Origin of the sequence: Halorubrum cibi (assembly GCF_900182635.1) — an archaeon.
In the GTDB taxonomy this organism is placed as follows: Archaea; Halobacteriota; Halobacteria; order Halobacteriales; family Haloferacaceae; genus Halorubrum; species Halorubrum cibi.
In genome coordinates this window covers 248,843-269,486 of record NZ_FXTD01000001.1, presented here as the reverse complement: position 1 = coordinate 269,486, position 20,644 = coordinate 248,843, and the positions used below count along the sequence as shown (strand labels likewise).

Here is a 20,644-nt window from a genome sequence, read left to right as displayed (position 1 = left end):
ATCGTGAACTCATGAAGGCCCTCCTCGTCGGCGTCGGACAGGCGGGCGGGAAGCTCACGACCGCCCTCTCCGAGTTCGACGCGGAGATGGGGTTCGGCGCGGTCCGTGACGCCCTCGCCGTCAACACCGCCGCCGCCGACCTCGATCCGCTTCCTCTCGATACGGTACTCATCGGCCAGTCTCGCGTGAGCGGCCACGGCGTCGGCGGCGACAACGAACTCGGCTCGGAGCTGATGGACGAGGACTCGATCGAGGTGTTGGACGCGCTCGCGCCCCGGATGACCGCGGAGATCGAGGCGGTCGTCGTCGTCGCCGGACTCGGCGGCGGCACGGGCTCCGGCGGCGCGCCCGTGCTCGTTCGCGAGCTCTCGCGTGTGTACGACGTGCCGATCTACGCGCTCGGCGTGCTCCCCGGGCGCGACGAGGGCGCGCTGTATCAGGTGAACGCCGGCCGGTCGCTGAAGACGATCGTGCGGGAGGCCGACGCGACGATCCTGCTCGACAACGACGCCTGGCGATCGGCGGGCGAGAGCGTCGAGGGCGGGTACGCCGCGATCAACGAGTCGATGGCGAAACGCGTCGGGCTGCTGCTCGCGGCCGGCGAGGCCACGCAGGGGGTCGGCGAGTCCGTCGTCGACACCAGCGAGGTGATCAACACCCTGCGGGCCGGCGGGATGGCGGCGGTCGGCTACGCCTCCTCGCCCGCTGCCGAGGACGCGGGAGAGAACGTCAACACGGTGACGAGCGCGGTTCGCAGCGCGGTGATGACCGGACTCTCGCTGCCGAGCGCCACCGACGCCGACGCGGGTCTCGTCGCGGTCGCCGGCGACCCGGACCGGATATCCCGCAAGGGCGCCGAGAAGGCCCGCAAGTGGCTTCAAGAGGAGACGGGATCGATGCAGGTCCGCGGCGGCGACTTCCCGATGAACTCAGACCGGATCGCCGCCGTGGTGCTGCTTGCGGGCGTCGAGCGCTCGAAGCGCGTCGAGGAGTTCCTCGAGCGCGCCAGACAGGCCGTTCGAGACGAGCCGGAGGCCAAGCCGGACCCGGCGACGGCGTTCCACAACGACGAGATCGACGACCTGCTGTGAGAGTCTAGGGCGCTCGCCGCGGAGCGTCCGCCGACGCGGATCACCCCCTCGAGACGCTTCCGCACCTTTTTGGTTCTTCCCGGAGGACACTCGAGCGATGAGCAACCCGTGGGACGATTGGGACCACGTGCTGAAGGTCGATCCCGACAAGGACCTCTGTGAGGGGGAGACCTTCGAGGACGTGTGCCGGACCGGGACCGACGCGATCGAGATCGGCGGGACCCTCGACGTCACCGCCGAGAAGATGACGCGGGTCATCGACGCCGCCGCCGAGTACGACGTCCCGCTCTACCAGGAGCCGTCGAACCCCGGCGTCGTCATCGAATCGCCGGCGCTCGACGGGTACCTGATCCCGACCGTGTTCAACGCCGGCGGTCCCTTCTGGATCACGGGCGCACACAAGGAGTGGGTCCGCATCGACGACCTCGACTGGGACCGAACCCACACCGAGGCGTACATCGTGATGAACCCCGACGCCTCGGTCGCGGAGCTGACCGAGGCGAACTGCGACCTCGACGCCGACGACGTGGAGGCGTACGCCAAGGTCGCCGAACGGATGTTCGGCCAGGAGATCGTCTACCTCGAGTACTCGGGCACCTTCGGCGACACCGAGAAGGTCGCCGCCGCCCACGACGCGCTCGACGACGCCACGCTGTTTTACGGCGGCGGGATCTCGGACTACGAGTCGGCGAACACGATGGCCGCACACAGCGACGTGATCGTCGTCGGCGACCTCCTCCACGACGAGGGCGTCGACGCGGTCCGGGAGACGGTCCGCGGCGCGAAGGACGCGAAGCGGACCACGGACGCGACGGGCGCCTGAGTCGGCTGAACGGGCTGAGCCGGCTACGCGTAGCCGTCGAGCATGTTCTCGACGTACTTCGCGATCACGTCGACCTCCAGGTGGACCGGATCCCCGGCGGACTTCTCCGAGAGCGTCGTCAACTCGTAGGTCGTCGGGATGATCGCCACGTCGAAGACCTTGTCGCGCTTCTCGGCGATCGTGAGCGAGATCCCGTCGAGCGTCACCGACCCCTTGTCGACGAGGTAGCGGCCGTGTCCCTCCGGGATCGAGAAGGTGAACCGCCAGTCCTCGCCGACGCGCTCGATCGCCCGAACCTCGGCCACCGTGTCGACGTGTCCCTGGACGACGTGGCCGTCGAACCGCCCGTCGGCGGGCATCGCGCGCTCGAGGTTGACCGCGTCGCCGGCACGGAGGTCCCCGAGGTACGTCTTCGCGACCGTCTCCGCGGCGAGGAAGACCTCGAACCAGGCACCCGTCCCGTTCGCGGGTGCGGTCGCCCCGCCGCCGGAGTCAGCAGCCCTCCCGTGCTCCTCGACGGTCAGACAGACGCCGCTCACGCTTATCGACTGGCCGTGAGCGAGGTCGTCGAAGCCGTCGACGCCGTCGACGCCGATCCGCAGCCGAAGGCCGTCTGCCGTCTCGGTTCGCGTCCGGACGGTCCCGGTTCCTTCGACGATGCCGGTGAACATACCTCGACTGGGAACGGCTGACGGATAGCCGTTCTGGGTCCGGACGGTCTCCCAAGCGTCGAAAACTAACGCTTCCAGGTCGACCTCGTCGCGTTCGAGCTCGTGGCCGACCCAGTCGGCGAGCACGGAGACGAAGTCGCGCTCCCGCTCGGTGATCGGTTCCTCTCTCGCGTCCTCGTCAGAGAAACACAGCGTCCCGTACGTCTCCCCGTCGATCTCGACGGGTGCGCCGACGTAACAATTCAGCCCGGTGATCCCGAGCGCGCGGTCGTCGCGGTACGGACTCTCCGCGGCGTCGGCGAATCCGATCATCTCGCCGTCCGTGACGACGTGGCGACACCACGTTCCGTCGAGATCGACGATCCCGCCCTCGGCGTAGGGACCGGAGTCGATGTTCGTGCTGATAACCTCGTAGCGCCCCTCGGCGGTGTACGAGAGGACGCCGTTGTCGACGTCGAGGTACTCGCGGCCGACGTCGATCGCGCGGCGGATCCGCTCTTCGGGTGTGAGGTCGGCGTCGGCAAGCCGGAGGAGGCTCTCGAACGGGTTGGAGTGGTCGGGCTCGGTGTTCATGGTCGTGCTCGGGAGGGTCGTCGCCGACGTTGTCGACGCCGGGTGAAAAAAAACCGAGACGTTCGCCGACGCGTCACGCCGGGAGCAGGGTTTTCCCTCCCCAGCGAGTGGATTCTCCGTGAACAGACGCGCGTTCCTCGGCAGGATGGGTGCCGCCGGCGCGGTCGGAACCGCCGGCTGCGGGTTCCGTGCCGGATCGGACGGCGACGGCAGCGGAACCGACGGGGGGGGGCGAGAGCGGACCCGATGACGCCGGGGGCGGAGACGACGGGGCGGGTGACGACCCCGGCCAGTCCGACGGCCCCGACCGACGCGTCCGCGTCGTCGACGACGGATTCGCAGTCTCCGTCGACGGCGGGCCGTTCGAGGCGTTCGTTCCGCGCGGGGTGAACCTCGGAATGGCCAAGCCCGGACGCTTCCCCGGCGAGGCGGCGATCACCCGCGAGGAGTACGACCGGTGGCTCGCGTGGATGGGAGAGCTGAACGTCAACGTCGTCCGGGTGTACACGGTCCACCCGCCGGCGTTCTACCGCGCGCTCGCTGCGTACAACCGGGAGCACGCGGACCCGATCCACCTCCTCCACGGCAACTGGATCGGCGAGGAACTCCTGGCCGACGCCGGAGACGCCTTCGCGCTCTCCGCGGAGTTCGACCGGTCGCTCCGGCAGGCGGTCGACGTCGTTCACGGCGCGACGACGCTCGATCCGGAGCCCGGCCACGCCAGCGGGACGTACGACGCCGACGTGAGCGACGTCGTCCTCGGCTACATCGCCGGGATCGAGTGGCCGCCGACCGTCGTCGCCGAGACGAACCGGGCGAACGATCCGGGCGCGTACGACGGCGAGTACCTCTCCTCGACCGTCGATCGTCCCTTCGAGCGCTGGCTCGCCGAGCGGCTCGATCGGGCGGTGGCCCACGAGATCGATGAGTACGGGACCCAACGCCCGGCGGCGTTCACGAACTGGGTGACGACCGACCCGCTCTCGCACCCCTACGAGCCGTTCGAGGCGGAGGACGCGGTCACCGTCGATCCCGACGCCGTCGTCGCGACCGACGCCTACGACGCGGGCACGTTCGCGGCGTACCACGTCTACCCGTACTATCCGCCGCTGCTCAACGAGACGCCCGAGTACGCGAACTACGTCGACCATCGCGGCGAGCCCAACAGCTACGCCGGCTACCTGAACGACCTGGTCGGCACGACTGACCACCCGCTCGTCGTCGCCGAGTTCGGCGTCCCGGACTCGCGGGGGATCGCTCAGCGACACGTCCACGGCCGCGATCAGGGTCGACACACCGAAAACGAGCAGGGGGAGATCGTCGCGGCGATGTACGAGGACGTCCGCGAGGTCGGCGCGGCCGGGGGACTCGTCTTCAGCTGGCACGACGAGTGGTTCAAGCGGACGTGGAACCTCGCCCCCGTCTCGGACTCGAACCGCCGGCCGGAGTGGTCGAACGTCCAGACGCCGGAACAGGGGTTCGGCCTGCTCACGTTCGACCCGGCGAACGGGGTCCCGCTCGACGGCTCCGAAGGCGCGTGGACCGACGCGACCGCGGCGACGTCGGCCGGCTCACCGGTCCGAGTCGACGACGGCTCGAGTGGCGCAGACGGCGCGGACGGCGCAGACGGCGCGGACGGCGACCGCGAACTGACCGCGCTCCGGGTCACGAGCGACGCCGCGTACCTCTCGATCCGGCTCGAGCTCGCCGACATCGGCGGTACGGGGGGCGACGGCGGCGGGGTCGACTGGGATCGGACCAACTACCTCGTCACGCTCGGCCTGACCGGTCGGAGCGGGGTGGAACTCCCCCACGGCGTCGACGCGGTCTCGTCGTCGACCGATTTCGTCGTCCGGCTCGGCGGTCCCGACGACTCCCGCGTGACGGTCCACCCCCGCTACGACGCGTTCGCGTACCTGTACGGCGCGGAGGCGGGGCTGGACCTCTCAGCGTACCGCGACCCCGACCCCGGCGCGTTCGCGCCGCTTCGGATGACGATCGGTCGCGGGTACACGATCCCGCCGACCGGCGAGCGGGTCCCGTTCCAGTCGGTCGAGACGGGCGCGCTCCGCTACGGGAACGGAAACCCCGACTCGCCCGAGTACGACTCGCTTGCGGACGTCCACGTCTCGCCGTCGACGGACGCGATCGAGATCCGGCTCCCGTGGCTGCTCCTCAACGTCGCCGACCCGAGTCGACGCCGGCGGCTCGGCGACCTCTGGACCGACGGGGTCGACGCGTACGAGCCGTTCGAGGCGATAGACGTCGCGGCCGCCACCTACGTGCCGGCAGACGGTGAGGGCGGTTCCGACTCCACCGCCGCGAAGCCGATCGACTCGCGATCGACGAACCTCGCGCACGCGGTCCCCGGGATCGAGGGCGGTCGGCTCGACACGGTCGCGTACGTCCCGCCGACCTGGGACGAGCCGGCGTACACGGAGCGGCTCAAGGAGTCCGCGGAGCACCTGCGTGAGGCCTTCGGCCGATACGACTGAGGCGGAGACCGCGGGCTGGGGGGAGCCCGAGGACCGTGAGGAGACCGCGAGAGGCCCGGAACGTGCTACTCGACCGTCACGCTCTTCGCGAGGTTGCGCGGTCGGTCGATCGGGCGACCCTTCTCGTCGGCGACGTGGTAGGCGAACAGCTGCCAGTAGACGTTGGCGACGAGCGGCTCCAGCGCGCCGGTAGCGGGGACGGGCAACTCGACGTCGAGGTACGTCGAGTCGGCCGCGGCCTCGCCGTCGCCATCGGCGGTCGCCGCGCCGATCACGGGCGCGCCGCGCGCCTGGACCTCCTTGACGTTGTTCAGCGTCTCACCCGGCCGGGAGCCGTCGGTCAGGAGCGCCAACACGGGGGTGTCCTCGGTGACGAGCGCGAGCGGGCCGTGTTTCAACTCGCCGGCGGCGAATCCCTCGGCGTGGTCGTAGGAGATCTCCTTCAGCTTCAACGCGCCCTCCAGCGCCACCGGGTGTCCGAGCTTTCGCCCGACGAAGAAGAACGCGTCGCTGTCGGCGTACTCGCGGGCGACCTCGCGAATCCGGTCCTCGCGGTCGAGGACGCCCTGGATCGCGTTCGGGAGCCTCCGGACCGATTCCAGCAGCTCTCGCGCTCGCCCGTACGACAGCGACCCGCGGGCACGACCGACGTGGACCGCGAGCAGCGTCAGCGTCGCCACCTGCGAGGCGAACGTCTTCGTCGCCGCCACCCCGATCTCGGGGCCCGCGCGGATGAACACGCTGTCGTCGGTCTCGCGGACGATCGTGCTCCCGAGCGTGTTGGTGACGGCGAGCGTCCGCGCGCCGGCGCGTTTCGCCCGCCGGATCGCCGAGAGCGTGTCGGCAGTCTCCCCGCTCTGAGTCACCGCGACGACGAGCGTTCGCCAGGGGTCGCGGCCGCCGTCGAACTCGTACTCGCTCGCGACCTCCACGGTCGTGCGGACGTCGACGATCGACTCCAGCAGTTCCGCGGCGTACCGTCCCGCGTAGTTGGAGGTGCCGCAGGCGACTATCTGGATCTCATCGACAGAGTCGACGTACTCGCTCGGGAGGTCGACGTCGACGTTGACGGTCCCGTCCTCGGCGTCGATCCGCCCGGAGATCGTCTGTCTGAGCGCCCGCGGCTGCTCGTGGATCTCCTTCAACATGTAGTGGTCGTAGCCGCTCTTCTCGGCGGCGTCGGCCTCGTACTCGAGCGTCTCGACCGTCGGGTCCACCGGCTCACCGTCCCGATACAGCGAGAGGCCGTCGTCGCCGATCACGGCGAAGTCGCCGTCCTCGATGTAGGTCACCTCGCGGGTGTGCTCGAGGAAGGCGGTCACGTCGCTGGCGAGGAACGTCCCGTCCTCGGCGTGACCGACGACGAGCGGGCTGTCGCGGCGGGTCGCGTACACCTCGTCGACGCCGGCTATCGTCACGACCACCGCGTAGGTGCCCTCGAGCCGGTCGACGGCGGCCTCGACCGCCGCCCGCGGCTCCGCGCCCGCGTCGAGCGACTCCTCGATCAGGTGCGGGACGACCTCCGTGTCAGTGTCGCTCGTGAACTCGTGGTCCGAGAGCTCCTCGCGGAGCGCGTCGTAGTTCTCGATGATCCCGTTGTGGACGACCGCGACCCGCCCGGTACAGTCCGTGTGGGGGTGCGCGTTCCCGTCCGTCGGCGGGCCGTGGGTGCTCCAGCGGGTGTGGCCGATCCCCCGCGTGTGGTCGGTCGACTCGGGGAGGACTCCCTGAAGCTCGCTCACTTCGCCCGACTTCTTGTACACCGAGACCGCGTCGTCGGTGAGCGCGACCCCGGCAGAGTCGTACCCCCGGTACTCCAGGTTCGAGAGCCCGGTCGAGAGGATAGGCAGCGCGGGGCGGTCGCCGACGTAGCCGATGATTCCACACATGTTATCCCCTCCGTACCGTCACGCCGTCCTCTACCCGCCCGCTCACCGACGCGCCGTCGCCGACGACGGCGTCGTTGCCGAGGACGGTCCCCGGCGAGAGCGCTGCCGCGCCGCCGACGGTCGCGTCGTCGCCGACGACCGCACCGAGCCGCACCCCCTCGTACAGCTCGCCGGCGACGGCGACGGTGGCGGTCCCGCCCCGGACCGTGGCGTTGGCGCCGACGGTCGCGCCCGCGCCGACGACGCAGTCGCGGAGCACCGCGCCGGCCTCGACGGTCGCGTCCGGGAAGACGACGGAGCCCTCGACGGTCGCGTTGGGCTCGATCCGAGCGTTCTCGCCCACGGTCGTTCCCGCGCCGACGACCGCGCCTCGGCCGACCGAGGCGGTCGGAGCGACGACGCAGCGGTCGTCAACGCTCGCGCCGGATGCGAGCGTTCCCTCGACGGCTCCGCCGTCGCGGTCGAGGACGTCGTCGGTGACCGCGAGCAGGTCCCAGAGGTACGACACGTCGTGCCAGCCGCCGTCGTACCTGACGGCGCGGACGCCGCCCTCGTCGATGAGCCGGGCGACGGTGTCGGGGAGTTCGTACTCGCCTTCCTCGGACGACCGCGTGTCGCGAATGGCGTCGAACACCGCCGGCGTGAACGCGTACACGCCCGCGTTGATGACTTCGGAATCCGCGCGTCTGAGGGGCTTCTCGACGATCGTCTCGACGCGGTGGCCACGGACCGTGACGACCCCGTACGCCCGCGGTCGGTCGCTTCGGGTCACCGCCATCGCGGCCGCGGCGTCGCCGGCGGCCAGCGCGTCGCGGACGTCCTCGACCGCGCTGGGTTCGACGATCCGGTCGCCGTTCAACACGAGGAACGGCCCGTCGACGTGGGACTCGGCCCGCGAGACCGCGTGTGCGGTGCCGAGCCGCTTCTCCTGTACGACGTACCGGATCGAGACGTCCCAGTCGTCGCCGTCGCCGAAGTGGGTCTGGATCCGCTCGCGCTCGTAGCCCACGACGAGGACGAACTCGTCGACGCCGGCCGCGCTCGCGGCCTCGATCACGTACTCGAGGAGGGGCTTGTTGGCGACCGGGACCATCGGCTTCGGCCGCCGGTTCGTCAACGGACTCAGCCGTCGCCCCGCGCCGGCGGCGAGGACGACGGCGGTCGTCGGTCGGTTGGACATGTCGGACTGGAGACGTCCAACCGACTTGAAGGGTGGTGTTCCTCGCGACGCGGATCGGTTTCCCTGCCGAGATCAGGGAAAGCCCGCCGTTTTGGACTCCTCTCTCGTGGAACTCATCAACCGGTTGAACTCCCCTTTCCGAGAAGCCCTTCTCCCGGCGGAACGATCCACTCCGTGCGTCGCGCGCACCTCCGACGGCCGGACGTAGTCCGGCGACGAGGCTGGGGCGCCCCCGGGTTCGGTGTCGCGGGGGAGGGCTCGGCGGGGCAGAAACGGAGTGACTCGAGCACCTCTCGAAAAGCGAACATCAACAGAGCCGCTTATGCCGAACGAGGAGAGAGGGGTGCCACATGAGCCTCGGGCTGTTCGACATGATCGGGCTGGCGGCGTCGCTCGTGTTCGCGCTGCCGCTCGCGAACTACGCCGTCGTCCGCCTCCTCGCGGGCGAGATCGCTCTCGGCGGCGGACTGCTCGTCGTCGCGGTCGCGATGGTCGTGTTGCCGCAGTACTTCCTCGACCCGGGCCGGATCTTCCGGGGGTTCGTCCGCGGACTCCTCCCGCGACAGCTCCGCGGTGACGACGCCGAGACGGGATCCGACGGCGAACCCGTCGAGAAGTAGATCGAAGGAGGGTCGGAGAAACCGCGCTCGCTCGATCTACGCGCTCCGCCGGTTCGCGACGAGCGCGGTCGCACACAGCGCGAGCACGGCGACGACGACGCCGAATCCGGGTACGCTTGTGTCGGTTCCGTCACCGGGGCCGCCGTCGTCGGCGCTTTCAGTCCCGTCGTCCTCCTCGACCCCGATCGACTCGTCGACGATCAGGACGTCGTGCTCGGTCTCGCCGTCGAGCCCGTCGTTCCCGCGGACCGTCAGCGTCGCGCGGTCGCCGTGGCTCGCCTGACTCAGGTCGAACGTCGCGGTCGCCTCGCCACCCTCGACCGTCGGCTCCGCGGTCTTGATGTACGCCGGAGTCGCGTCCCCGGTCGACCGCATCCGGAGGGTCACGGTCTCCCCGTCCGCGAGGTCGACCGGGACGGTCACGTCCGTCTCGGCCGGCTCGACCACCACGTCGGCCGCCTCGACGTCCGACTCGGTGACGACGGTCGGATCGCTCGATCCGTCCGCCGAACCGCCGTCCTCGGACCCGCCGTCGTCGCCGTCTCCGCCGTCTCCGCCGTCATCACTGGAACCGTCAGCCGTCGACGCCGGCTCGACCATCAGACTCCCGACGTCGTCCGGCTCGTCGCCGCCCGTGGACACTTCCACGTCGTAGGATCCGGGCGCGATCGGTTCCTCGAGACCCGTCTCGTCGTCGATCGAGACCGAGGCGTCGCCCTCGGCGCTCAGGGACGTCCCGCCTCCGCCGGTCTCGGCGTGATCGAGGACGAGCGACGTGGTGCCGTCGTCGTCCGGAGTCACGGTCGCGTGGAGCGCGTATCCGCTGTCCGATTCGTCGCCGATCGCGATCGAGAACTCGTCGACGCCGTCGGTTTCGACCGCGATCTCGGCGGTTCCACCGTCGTTCACGGTGACGATCGACGCGTCGAGGTCGGCGGTGCCGTCCGCGGCGGCGGTCCCCGCGAACGCGCTCCCGACGAGCGCAACCCCGACCACCGCGAGCGCGGCCACGAGAACGGTGCCCGCGGCGGGGAGCAGTTTCCTCGCGATTCGTCCGCTCGATTCGGCCTCGTCGGCCGTGGAGGGCTGTGTCGGCATGCGGTTCGACGGTCGAACGGGGACGACATAGGACCGCTGATGGCTCAAACGATCGTCGTAGCTATCGGCTGGCGCGGCTATCGACCGTCCCATCCGTCGTCTCGGCGCCGTCGGATCCCTCCCGATCGACTGGCGTCGTCCCGAACGGATACCCGGAGACGACCTCGTGGCCGTCCTCGCGCACGACGAGGAGGTCACCCAGCCGAACGCCGCCGATCGCGGGGTCGTACACGCCGGGTTCGACCGTGAGGACCGCTCCGGTACGGAGTTCCGGCCCGCCCGGCAGCGCCGGCGGCTCCCGTCGGGAGAGCCCGACCCCGCGACCCGTGTCGTGGGTGTATCCGGCCTCGCCTGGCGACGCGTTCGGATCGAAGCCGTAGGCGGCCAGTTCGGCGGCCGCCTCCCCGTGGACGGTCGCCGCGGGGACTCCCGGTTCCACCTCCGCGAGCGCGGCCTCGCGGGCCGACTCGACCGCGACGTACGCTCGCCGCTCCCAGCCGCCGTCGCCGTCGACCACGAACGTCCGCGCGAGCGCGCCGTGGTAGCCGTCCGGGCCGCGCGGGGCGAGATCGACCACGACCGTCTCGCCCGCCCGGATCGGGACGGTTCGGTCGGGATCGGCGGTCGACCCGCTTCCCCCGTACCGATCCGCGGCGGCCCGACCCGCCAAGACGGCGGTGTTTCCGGCGTCGCCGACGCCCCGTTCCGCGAGCGTCGCGTTCACCGCGCGCCGGAGTCGCTCGGGGGTGAGCGGGCCGCCCTTCCAGCGCAGGACCGGTCGCGCCTCCGTACCGGCGTCGGTGTGGCCCGCCCGCGGGGACTCCTCGGCCGGCTCGCTCCGTGCGAGGATCGTCTCCGCGCGCGCCATGCCTGCCTCGGCGGCGCGCTGTACCCGCCGGATCCGGTCCATTTCGGCCGGACTCTTGATCGCCCGCGCGTCGGTCACGACCGGCGTCGACGCGGCGTCGTAGCCGGCGCGCTCGAGATAGACGGCCGCGTCGTGAGGGACGGAGCGCGGAACGAGGACGGGACGGTGGTCGGATCCGCTCTCCTCGAGGACCGCCGCGGCCCGGACGCCGACCGGATCGCCGTCGTCACCGGTGCGAACCGCGCGGACGACCCCGTCGTGGAAGGCGTCGGGACCGGGCGGAACAGAGGCGTCTCGAGTCCCGTCGACTCTGGCGGCGTCGACGAATCGCCGCTCGACGGTTCGAGCGAAGGAGGGCGCCGCGAGAAGGACCGCCCGCGCCGGCGACGACGCGGACTCGGGAGTCACGACGACCCCGTACGACCGGTCCGGGCCGGAAACGCGCGTCAGGTAGCGAAGGTCGTCGTCGAAGCGGTCGCCGACCGCGACGAACCCGGCGGCGTCCGCCTCCGAGACGGCCTCGGCGACGGGGGAGAGGTCGGTCCGAAGCGGGCGGGGTTCCGAGCGCTCGCCGCTCACGGCTCGGGTTCGGGGACCGCCACCTCGTCCTGGACCTCCTCGATGAGCTGCTGTGGCGGCTCGTCGCGGAGCTCGTTGAACAGCAGAACGCTGATCGGGAGCGTCGGCGCGCCGCCGATGAGGCTCTCCATGATCACGAGGCGCTCGCGGGCGCGGGACATCCCGACGTAGAACACCCGGCGCTCGTTGTCCGTGAGCACCGGAACGGGGCTGGTCGTCTTGGTGAACTCGTCGACACCGTCGACGTCCGTCGGGTCGTCGATGGAGGCGGCCATCTGCTCGACGACCTTCTCCGTGAGGTCGGTCGCGACGAACACGTGATCGGCCTCGCGGCCCTTCGCGGAGTGGATGGTGCCCACCCGAACGCGGGTCGGGTCCATCCCCGCGTACTCGCCCTCGAAGTACGCGCCCATCGACTTCCGCTGGAAGCTCGTCACCTTCCGAACCATGTCGTCGGCGCTCGCCGCGTCGGGCATGAACGGGATCCGGTCGCGGACCTCGTCGGTCGGCACCTCGATGAGCGAGATGTCCTCGGCGTCCGCGGCCTCCTCACGGTCGTCGATGAAGTCGTAAAAGTCCTCGCGGTCGTGGGTGCCGAACGCCGACTCCTGGAGCATGTCCGCCAGCCGGCGGGCCTCCAGCAGGGTGATCGGATCGTCGTCGTCGAGCTTCTCGATCGCGGAGACGTAGTCCTGTACCCGATCGGTCCACATCCGTCCGTCGGTCAGCATCGTGAAGGGGATCCCGTGGTCGATGAACTCGTCGATGAAGTCGAACATCTGGTAGCGCGCGCGGAACAGACACATCACGCTGCCCTCGTCGTCCTCGACGGTGTAGCGGACGTTCCGGACGAGTTCGAGCATCGACGGCGACTCGATCGCCTCGACGCTGCCGCCTTCCTTTCGCGGGTGGAGGTCCTTCTCCTGGCGCTTGTCGATGTGGCGGATCTCCGCGTTGACGACGTTGAGGATCTCCGAGGGGAGCCGGTAGGAGTTCGGGAGGATCACGTCCTCGTCGACGTCGGTCTCGAGGAGGAGGTCGGGGTCAGCACCCTGCCAGGCGTAGACGACCTGGTCGTCGTCGCCGGCGATGAGGACCTTCTCCATGTGGGGTTTCCACTCCTCGAAGACGCCGTACTGGAGGGTCGTGATGTCCTGGAACTCGTCGATGATCAGGTACTCGACGTTCGGGACGAGCGAGCGCTGGGCCACGCGCTCGAGCATGTCCGCGAACCCGACGAGCCCGTGCTCGCCCTTGTAAGCTCGCCACGCGCGGATCGCTTCGGGGATGTCGATTCGGTCGTCGTCGGAGGGCCACGTCGGCGTGTACTTGTTGCCCTGCTGGGCGTTGGGGTCCTCCTCGGGCGGGAGCCTGACCTCCTCGACGTTCCACTGGAAGGGCACGTCGTACCAGTCGGCCACGCCCCGCTCGGTTCGCTGGAGCCACTGGGAGGTGGCGATGATCTTGTTGCCGATGGTCGTCGACCGCGCGGTCCGGCGGCCGGCCCCGCCGTGTTGATCCTCGAATTCGATGCCGTACTCCCCACAGAACTCCTCCTTGTCGCTCTCGCCGACCACGTCCCCCCGCGAGAGGTCGAGCAGCTCGTAGGCCTTCGCGTGCATCGTACAGACGTTCCCCTGGAGGCTTCGCGGGGAGACGTCGAGGCGCTCGGCGAGTCGCTCGCGGATCTCCGCGGCGGCCGCGCGGGTGTAGGAGACGACGAGCACGTCGCGGACGTCCGCTTCGTCGTCCTCGAGGATCTCCTCGACCCGATCGAGGAGGGCGGTCGTCTTCCCGCTTCCGGGGCCGCCGAACAGTCGCGTTACGGTGGGGTCGTTCATTACCGACTACTGATCGCGGCTCTCCTTAAACGCCGTGGCTCGGTGAGGGCCGTTCGAGCCGTCTACGCCCCGGCGGGGACGGGCGTCAGGCGGCGGTGGAGCCGAGTGATCGGAAGGAGGTGGGCGGGGATCCGATCGGCGAGGTCGACCGGGATCAGTTGCTTCGGGTCGCGCGCGCTTCCCGCACGTCGGCGCCGTCACGGACCAAGTCCTCACAGCCCGGACAGACGCGGGGACGGTCCACCTCGTTGGGCGTGAACACCCGGACGTAGTCGGTCGTGACGAACGAACCGCAGTTCTGGCAGGTCGGCATGTGCCCCACTAGCTAATCGTTATACATAATACTGCCGGCAGGATCGGACGGAAAGAAAACCGCTAACCGGTCGATCGATGCCGTCGGCGTCAGGTCGGCCGCCAGTCGCAGACGGAGCAGCTGGCGGTTCCCTCCGGATGGAGCGCACCGCACTCGGGGCACTGAAGCTTGTTATACGATCGCTCCCAGCGTACGATCTCCGTCTCGTGGCCCCGGTCGGACAGGAACTCGTCGAACACGTCGTCGTTCGTGCTGGGTGCGCTAGACATTGCGTGAGAATGTATGCCACGGCAGCATAAGTATCTTTCCGTGAATCGGCCGTCACGGGTCCGCCAAAACACATATCGAGTCGTGAACGAAACACCACTCATGAAGAAATTCAGCATATATGATAATAGACGGAAGGATCGCCTCAGAGGAGGAGATCGCCTCCGAGGGGCAGTCACGAACCGTCGTGGAGATCGCGAATGACCCGACGGGTCTGTGGGGTCGCCCTCGTGTTACTCGTTCTAACGGGAGCGACGGCCGGGATCGGAGCCGCACAGGACGAGGGGCAGTACGTTCGCGGCGAGCCCGATCTCCGTGTGTACGTCCCGGAACCGACGCTCACGCCGGGAAGTACGGCCGAACTGACCGTACAGGTCGCCAACGACGGCGAAGTCCACTCGGGGGCCGTAACACAGCGGGAGGTAGTGACGACGGCCCGAAGCGTCACCGTCGAGATCGAAGACGACGACGTTCCGTTCACCGTCGAGACGCGGCGGAAGTCGATCGGAACGATCGCCGATGGAGACGTGCGGGACGTCCCGATCACGGTGACCACTCCCGAGGACGTCGAACGAGCGGAGTACACGCTCGACGTGCGGCTCAGATACTCACACACGTCCCAGTACGCCCCCCGAAGCAACGTCGTTCAGGAGCGGTCACGAACCGTGAGCGAACCGATAGACGTGGTCGTCGACGACGGTCCCGCGTTCGATCTTCGAACCGTCAGGAGCGACGTCCAGGTCGGCGGATCCGGGACGCTCACCACGGAGGTCACGAACCGAGGCGAGGAGACGGCCCGCGACGTCACCGTCGAACTGGAGACCACGAGCGACGATCTCAGGCTGGGTGAAACCGATCGAAACACGGCTCACGTCGATCGGCTCGATCCCGGAGAGAACGCGACGCTCAGGTACGAGGCTGACGTTCGATCCGGCACGACACTCCGCGATCTCGCCGTCACGGGGAGAGTCGAGTTCACCGACTCGAACGGGGTACGAGACGCTCGTACCGGGATGATCGTCGGCGTACGACCGAAACCCGAGCAGGCGTTCTCCGTGTCGATGACCGACGCGACCTTCCGAGTCGGCGGCACCGGGATCGTCCGGGGAGAGATACGGAACGACGGACCGGTCGACGCGAGCGACGTCGTCCTCGCCCTCGATGGGACACGACTCGGCGCACCGAACGCCACCTACGGCATCGGAGACCTCGCAGTCGGCGAATCCGCGGCCTTCCGGTTCCGCGGAACCGTTCCTACCGAGGCGGAGGCGGTGCCTCGGCGGTTCGAGGTGACGACCCGCTATCGGACGCGTGCCGACGGCGAACGGACGAGCGAGAGTTGGATATACGTCCCCATCGATCCACGACAGGACTTCCGAGTGTCCGTCACCGACTCATCGCTTCGAGTCGGCGAGACCGGTACCGTCCGGGGAACGATCCGGAACGCCGGCCCCGTCGACGCACGTAACGTCGTAGTGAGCCTCGGAGACGCGCCGTTCGCTCCGCGGGATCCGACCTACGCGATCGGGGATCTCGACGTCGACGAATCCGCGACCTTTCGGTTTCGGGGCACCGTGCCATCCGACTCCGACGCGGTACCCCAACAGGTCTCGGTCACGACCCGATACCGCGATCCCGGAGACACCGAGGGGACGTCCGAGGATCCGGTCGTCGTTTCGATCGCGGAGCGTCGGGAGGCGGTCGACGTAACGGCGGTCGAGCCTCGCTTCGCTGCCGGCGAGGACGGCGTTCTCGAATTGGACGTCACGAACCGGAGAGACGCCGAGATCCGGGACGTGTATCTCAGGTTGAACGTCGACGAACCGCTGGAGAGCGAGTTCGGTACGACGGTGATTCCGTCGTTACGGCCGGGGGAAACCGCTCGCGTCGCGTTCGACCTCGAAGTCGATGGCGGCGCACCGGCGAGTCGATTTCCGGCGACGGTCGAGGTGGAATACACCGACGGGGACGAGACCCGCAACGCGACTCGCCCGGCGACGGTCGCGATCACGGTGACGGAGACGGGAGGAAACGACCTCCCCGTCGAGGTCGTCGTATTCGTCGTCCTGCTGCTGCTCGTCGCCGCCGGTGGGTGGTGGTTCTATGCGAGGTGACGCGTCGACCGTCCCGCCGATCGAAACACGCGACCTCACCAAGGAGTACGGTAGCGTGATCGCGAACGATTCGCTGTCGTTCACCGTCAAAAGGGGGGAAGTGTTCGGCTTTCTCGGACCGAACGGCGCCGGTAAGTCGACGACCATTCGGCTGCTGTTGGGACTGATCCGGCCGACCTCGGGGACGGCGACCGTTCTGGGGGCGGACGTCCACGACGAACCCGCGCTGGTCGACGCGAAGCGGCGTATCGGGTACCTGCCGGCACGTCTCGGGTTCAACGAGGAAGTGACCGGCAGAGCCGTCCTCGAGTACCACGCCTCGATCAAAGGGGACAGCCGGTTGGCCGAGCTCCTCGAGATGTTCACGCCGCCCATCGAGCGCCCGATACGAGAGTACTCGACCGGGAACAAACGAATGCTCGGCGTGATCCAGGCGTTCATGCACGATCCGGACCTCGTGATCATGGACGAGCCGACGTCCGGACTGGACCCGCTCAAACAGGAGGAGTTCAACGAGTTCATCAGAGCCGAACGGGACCAGGGTACGACCGTGTTCCTCTCTTCACACGTTCTCAGCGAGGTCCGTCGCATCTGCGATCGGGTCGGTATCATTCGGGAGGGGACCCTCGTGGAACTCGAGGACGTCGACACCCTGTTGAGCCGAGGCGGGAAACGAGTCAGAGTCACTACGCGCGGCGAGTCCGGTTCCCGTTTGGCGTCGCTCGACGGCGTCGTCGATATACAACGGTTCCCCGACGGAGTTCAGTTCATATACACGGGCGAGTACAACGCGCTTCTCCGAGCCCTCGTGAAACACGACGTTCGAGAGATAGACATCGCCGAACCCCCATTAGAGGACGTATTCATCCACTATTACGGCGAAAGCGAGTCCGAGAATACTGACGGAATCGGCGGTGCCGATGTTTGAAACGGCCCGGTACGAGATCGGTCGGCGCCTCCGTGAAACGGCGTTTCTCTCGGTCGCCGTCAGCCTCTATGCCGCGTTCATCGTCTGGTATTACACCGTCTTGGAGGGAGTCGCGATCGAGGAGGTGTTCGAAGAGCTGCCGCCGGCGATGATGGAGGCGTTCGGCATCGAGACGTTATCGACGATCGAGGGGTTTCTCGGGGCACAGATCTACAACTTCGTGTGGATACTCGGGTTAGGGCTGTACTTCGCGTACGTCGCGGGCGGTAGCATCGCCACCGACATCGAGAGCGATCGAATGGAGATACTGCTGTCCTTTCCGATCACCCGGTCACAACTCCTCGTCGAGAGGTTGGCCTCGTTACTGCTACCCATCGTCGTCGTCAACGTCGTCGTCGGATGCGTCGTGTACCTCTTGGCGGCGGCGATCGGTGAACAGATGAACGTGACACACCTCGCGGCGACTCACGCCCTGTCGATCCCGTATCTCTTCGTGTGTACGGCGATCGGGTTGGTGTTCTCCGTCGCCGCCGATCGAGCGGCGATCGCCGAGAGAGGCGCCGTCGGGGTCGTGTTCGTGCTGTTCCTCGTCGAGTCCATCGTGGGGGGTGCCAGCGAGTACGAGTGGATCCAATACGTCAGCCCGACGCAGTATTACGATCCGACTCCGCTGTTGATCGACGGGTCGTACGAGTTGATCGACACCGGAATACTCCTCGTCACCTTCGCGGGACTCGTACTTCTCAGTCAGATCCTCTTTTATCGACGGGACGTCTGACGATGGAGTCACCGTTCGATCCGTGGGAGGCGTCTCGTGGCATCAGTGGAGCGCGGTTCGCGAGACACTCCCCGTCACAGACGACGCCGAGCGTTATCAGTGCGAGCGGGAGAGCGCTCGCGGGGAGACGAGTAGGTCCATCGAGGATCCCGATCACGCTCCGTTCAACGCCTCTCGAGTCGACTAGAGCCGATAAAACGTGAAGTCCAACCAGCCCGTAGGTACCGAGACCGTGACCGATCCCGACTCACCGTCTCGCTCGACGTGTACGGTCCGCATCGAACGGCGAGGCGGTCGTGGGGAAGCGGGCGCACGGGCGCTCGAGCGACGCCTCCGGAGCGTATCCGGCGTCCACGACGTCGACGTCTCCTTCCGAACCGGGAGCGTCCGGGTCACCTACGACGAGGAACTCACGTCCGAGGAAGCGATCAGGGACGCGGTCCGCGACCGGGACGTCACGATCCGGAACGACGAGAACGCGGGAACCGACGAGGCGAGTACCCGTTCGGAACTCGGACGGGAAGGGGCGTTCGTCGGACTGACGCTGCTCGGGATGGTCGCCGGTCTGGTGACGGGGTGGCTCGACGGCCCGTCCGCTCTCGGGTGGACCGGATACGGCGTCGCGTACGCGTTCGGCGGCTGGTACGGGTTCAAGGGCGCGGTCGAGACCCTCCGTCACCGCGCGGTCGACATCGACCTCCTGATGATCGTCGCAGCGCTCGGTGCCCTCTCGATCGGAGCGCCGTTCGAGGGTGCGATGCTCCTCTTTCTCTTCTCGCTGTCGAACGCGCTCCAGCACTACGCGATCGGGCGTTCACGCCGGGCGATCAAGTCCCTCATCCGGATGCGACCGGACGAAGCCCAGGTGCTCCGCGACGGCGAGGAGATCGCCGTTCCCATCGAGGACGTCGCCGTCGGCGACCTGTTCGTCGTCCGCCCCGGCGACCGAATCCCGCTCGACGGCGTCGTCACGTCGGGCGAAGGGACGGTCGACCAGGCCTCGCTCACCGGCGAGTCCGTTCCCGTGCCGAAGGAGCCGGGAGACGAGGTGTTCGGCGGGACGATAAACGAGAGCGGAAGCCTCGAGATAACGGTCACGCGGCGGGCTCACGAGTCGGCCATCAGTCGCCTCATCGACATGGTCGAAAACGCACAGAGCGAGAAGGCACCCACACAGCGGCTCATCGACCGCCTCGAGCAACCGTACGTCCTCGGCGTGTTCACGCTCACGCTGGCGGCTATCGCGGTTCCTCTCGCGCTCGGGAGCGCGTTCACGGGGACGTTCTATCGGGCGATGACGCTCATGGTGGCCGCCTCGCCGTGTGCGGTCGTCATCTCGACGCCCGCGGCGGTGCTCTCGGCGATCGCCTCGGGTGGCAGGCAGGGCGTTCTGTTCAAAGGCGGCGAACACGTCGAGTCGGCGGCGGCGATCGATGCGGTCGCGTTCGACAAGACGGGGACGCTCACGCGGGGAGACACGCAGTTGACGGACGTCTCCGTCCGAGAGACGGCCAACGGGTCACTGACTGACGACGGGCTTCTCGCGCTGGCGGCCGCGGTACAGACCCGATCGGAGCACCACCTCGCTCGTGCGACCGTGTCGGCAGCGGAGGAGCGATCACTCGACGTCCCCGACGCACGGCGATTTCAGTCGGTCGCGGGAAAGGGCGTCCGTGCCGACGTCGAAGCCGGTACCGTTCACATCGGGAATCGGAGTTACTACCGAACCGTTCTCGGAGACGCGGCGATCGAGGGGATCGAACCCGGGCTCGAGCGCCTCCGGACGCTCGAGACGGAGGGGAAAACGAGCGTCATCGTCGTTCGAGAAGACGACGCCGGAGCCACCGTGTTGGGGTGGCTCGCGTTCACCGACACGGTCCGTCCCGGCGCCGCCGAGATGATCGCGGACCTCCGCTCGCTCGGGATCGGCCACATCGTCATGCTGACGGGCGACAACGAGCGCGTCGCTACCCGGATCGCCGAGGAAGTCGGGATCGACGAGGTACAGGCAGAACTGCTGCCGGAGGAGAAGGTGGCAACCATCGAATCCCTAGTCGATCGACACGAGAACGTGGCGATGGTCGGCGACGGCGTGAACGATGCGCCGGCCCTGGCGACCGCGACGCTCGGCATCGCGATGGGTGGGGCCGGAACTGACGTCGCGCTCGACACCGCCGACGTGGTTCTAATGGGCGATGACCTCAGCAAGATCCCCTACGTCCTCACTCTCGGGCGCGAGACCCGCCGGACGCTGACGGTCAACCTCGCAATCGCGTTCGGGGCGATCGCGGTCATGGTTGGCACGATCCTGCTCCGAGGGATCCCGCTTCCGCTCGCCGTGGTCGGTCACGAAGGATCGACGGTGCTCGTCTCCCTGAACGGCCTACGGCTGCTCGGGTACCGTGAGTGATCAAGAGACGTATCGATGACTCGCATCGGCGCGATGGACGGTGTGGCCACGGTCTTCGCACTTCCAAACGCTCGCGCCCATCCGCGTATACCCCCGTCCGAGCAGA

The 20,644-nt window shown here is 68.4% G+C and carries 18 protein-coding genes and 1 pseudogene; 9 read left to right on the top strand and 10 right to left on the bottom strand.

From position 1 onward, the window contains the following. Nucleotides 1–11: 11 nt before the first annotated feature. Both FN829_RS01265 and FN829_RS01260 read left to right on the top strand, forming a co-directional pair. Complete coding sequence (locus FN829_RS01265; protein WP_142985189.1) at nt 12–1,091, top strand: tubulin/FtsZ family protein; 1,080 nt, start codon at nt 12–14, stop codon at nt 1,089–1,091. A 97-nt stretch (nt 1,092–1,188) separates the two neighbouring features. Further along, complete coding sequence (locus FN829_RS01260) at nt 1,189–1,914, top strand: phosphoglycerol geranylgeranyltransferase (RefSeq protein ID WP_142985188.1); 726 nt, start codon at nt 1,189–1,191, stop codon at nt 1,912–1,914. Nucleotides 1,915–1,937: 23 nt separating this feature from the next. On the opposite strand, the gene FN829_RS01255 is transcribed toward FN829_RS01260, so the two are convergent. After that, nucleotides 1,938–2,585 (bottom strand): riboflavin synthase, encoded by a 648-nt coding sequence (locus FN829_RS01255; RefSeq protein WP_142985437.1) that lies wholly within the window; start codon nt 2,583–2,585, stop codon nt 1,938–1,940. Between the two features lie 111 nt (nt 2,586–2,696). Then, nucleotides 2,697–3,158 (bottom strand): annotated as a pseudogene (locus tag FN829_RS01250) (GAF domain-containing protein); the annotation flags it as partial. Between the two features lie 118 nt (nt 3,159–3,276). On the opposite strand from FN829_RS01250, the gene FN829_RS16410 reads away from it, so the two are divergent. After that, complete coding sequence (locus FN829_RS16410) at nt 3,277–3,408, top strand: hypothetical protein (protein WP_281286007.1); 132 nt, start codon at nt 3,277–3,279, stop codon at nt 3,406–3,408. Continuing rightward, on the top strand, nt 3,347–5,653 hold the full coding sequence (locus FN829_RS01245) for a hypothetical protein (protein ID WP_246066417.1): 2,307 nt from the start codon (nt 3,347–3,349) through the stop codon (nt 5,651–5,653). Before FN829_RS16410 ends, FN829_RS01245 begins: the two co-directional genes overlap by 62 nt. Before the next feature lie 65 nt (nt 5,654–5,718). Here FN829_RS01245 and glmS read toward each other — a convergent pair whose 3' ends face one another. Beyond that, nucleotides 5,719–7,542 (bottom strand): glutamine--fructose-6-phosphate transaminase (isomerizing), encoded by a 1,824-nt coding sequence (gene glmS, locus FN829_RS01240; protein ID WP_142985187.1) that lies wholly within the window; start codon nt 7,540–7,542, stop codon nt 5,719–5,721. A 1-nt stretch (nt 7,543) separates the two neighbouring features. Then, on the bottom strand, nt 7,544–8,722 hold the full coding sequence (locus FN829_RS01235) for a sugar phosphate nucleotidyltransferase (protein ID WP_142985186.1): 1,179 nt from the start codon (nt 8,720–8,722) through the stop codon (nt 7,544–7,546). A 350-nt stretch (nt 8,723–9,072) separates the two neighbouring features. Here FN829_RS01235 and FN829_RS01230 point away from each other — a divergent pair, with 350 nt between their 5' ends. Further along, entirely contained in the window at nt 9,073–9,342 is a 270-nt protein-coding gene (locus FN829_RS01230; RefSeq protein WP_142985185.1) for a DUF7533 family protein, read from the top strand. Between the two features lie 36 nt (nt 9,343–9,378). Here the strand turns inward: FN829_RS01230 and FN829_RS01225 are convergent, their stop codons facing one another. The 5 genes from FN829_RS01225 to FN829_RS01210 all read right to left on the bottom strand — a co-directional run bounded on the left by FN829_RS01225 (nt 9,379) and on the right by FN829_RS01210 (nt 14,310). Then, nucleotides 9,379–10,440: a BGTF surface domain-containing protein gene (locus FN829_RS01225; RefSeq protein ID WP_142985184.1), complete on the bottom strand. Its 1,062-nt coding sequence runs from the start codon at nt 10,438–10,440 to the stop codon at nt 9,379–9,381. A 61-nt stretch (nt 10,441–10,501) separates the two neighbouring features. Continuing rightward, nucleotides 10,502–11,887 carry a M24 family metallopeptidase gene (locus FN829_RS01220; RefSeq protein ID WP_142985183.1) on the bottom strand — a complete coding sequence of 462 codons (1,386 nt, stop codon included), beginning with the start codon at nt 11,885–11,887 and terminating at the stop codon, nt 10,502–10,504. Further along, nucleotides 11,884–13,728 carry a UvrD-helicase domain-containing protein gene (locus FN829_RS01215; protein WP_142985182.1) on the bottom strand — a complete coding sequence of 615 codons (1,845 nt, stop codon included), beginning with the start codon at nt 13,726–13,728 and terminating at the stop codon, nt 11,884–11,886. The genes FN829_RS01220 and FN829_RS01215 overlap by 4 nt, the downstream gene beginning before the upstream one ends. Before the next feature lie 154 nt (nt 13,729–13,882). Further along, nucleotides 13,883–14,041: a DUF7563 family protein gene (locus FN829_RS15770; protein ID WP_185955655.1), complete on the bottom strand. Its 159-nt coding sequence runs from the start codon at nt 14,039–14,041 to the stop codon at nt 13,883–13,885. An 89-nt stretch (nt 14,042–14,130) separates the two neighbouring features. Next, nucleotides 14,131–14,310: an HVO_0416 family zinc finger protein gene (locus tag FN829_RS01210; protein ID WP_066412020.1), complete on the bottom strand. Its 180-nt coding sequence runs from the start codon at nt 14,308–14,310 to the stop codon at nt 14,131–14,133. Between the two features lie 198 nt (nt 14,311–14,508). Here FN829_RS01210 and FN829_RS01205 point away from each other — a divergent pair, with 198 nt between their 5' ends. From FN829_RS01205 to FN829_RS01190, 4 genes are all read left to right on the top strand, one after another. After that, the gene (locus tag FN829_RS01205) at nt 14,509–16,422 is read left to right on the top strand and encodes a COG1361 S-layer family protein (RefSeq protein WP_142985181.1); all 1,914 of its coding nucleotides are present in this window, start codon (nt 14,509–14,511) and stop codon (nt 16,420–16,422) included. Beyond that, nucleotides 16,412–17,350 (top strand): ABC transporter ATP-binding protein, encoded by a 939-nt coding sequence (locus FN829_RS01200; RefSeq protein WP_142985180.1) that lies wholly within the window; start codon nt 16,412–16,414, stop codon nt 17,348–17,350. The genes FN829_RS01205 and FN829_RS01200 overlap by 11 nt, the downstream gene beginning before the upstream one ends. Next, nucleotides 17,343–18,128, top strand: coding sequence for an ABC transporter permease subunit (locus tag FN829_RS01195; RefSeq protein ID WP_142985179.1), 786 nt, complete (start codon nt 17,343–17,345; stop codon nt 18,126–18,128). Before FN829_RS01200 ends, FN829_RS01195 begins: the two co-directional genes overlap by 8 nt. A 232-nt stretch (nt 18,129–18,360) precedes the next feature. After that, entirely contained in the window at nt 18,361–20,538 is a 2,178-nt protein-coding gene (locus FN829_RS01190) for a heavy metal translocating P-type ATPase (RefSeq protein WP_142985178.1), read from the top strand. Here the strand turns inward: FN829_RS01190 and FN829_RS16405 are convergent, their stop codons facing one another. Beyond that, nucleotides 20,539–20,643 carry a hypothetical protein gene (locus tag FN829_RS16405; protein WP_394348698.1) on the bottom strand — a complete coding sequence of 35 codons (105 nt, stop codon included), beginning with the start codon at nt 20,641–20,643 and terminating at the stop codon, nt 20,539–20,541. Nucleotide 20,644 lies beyond the last annotated feature (1 nt).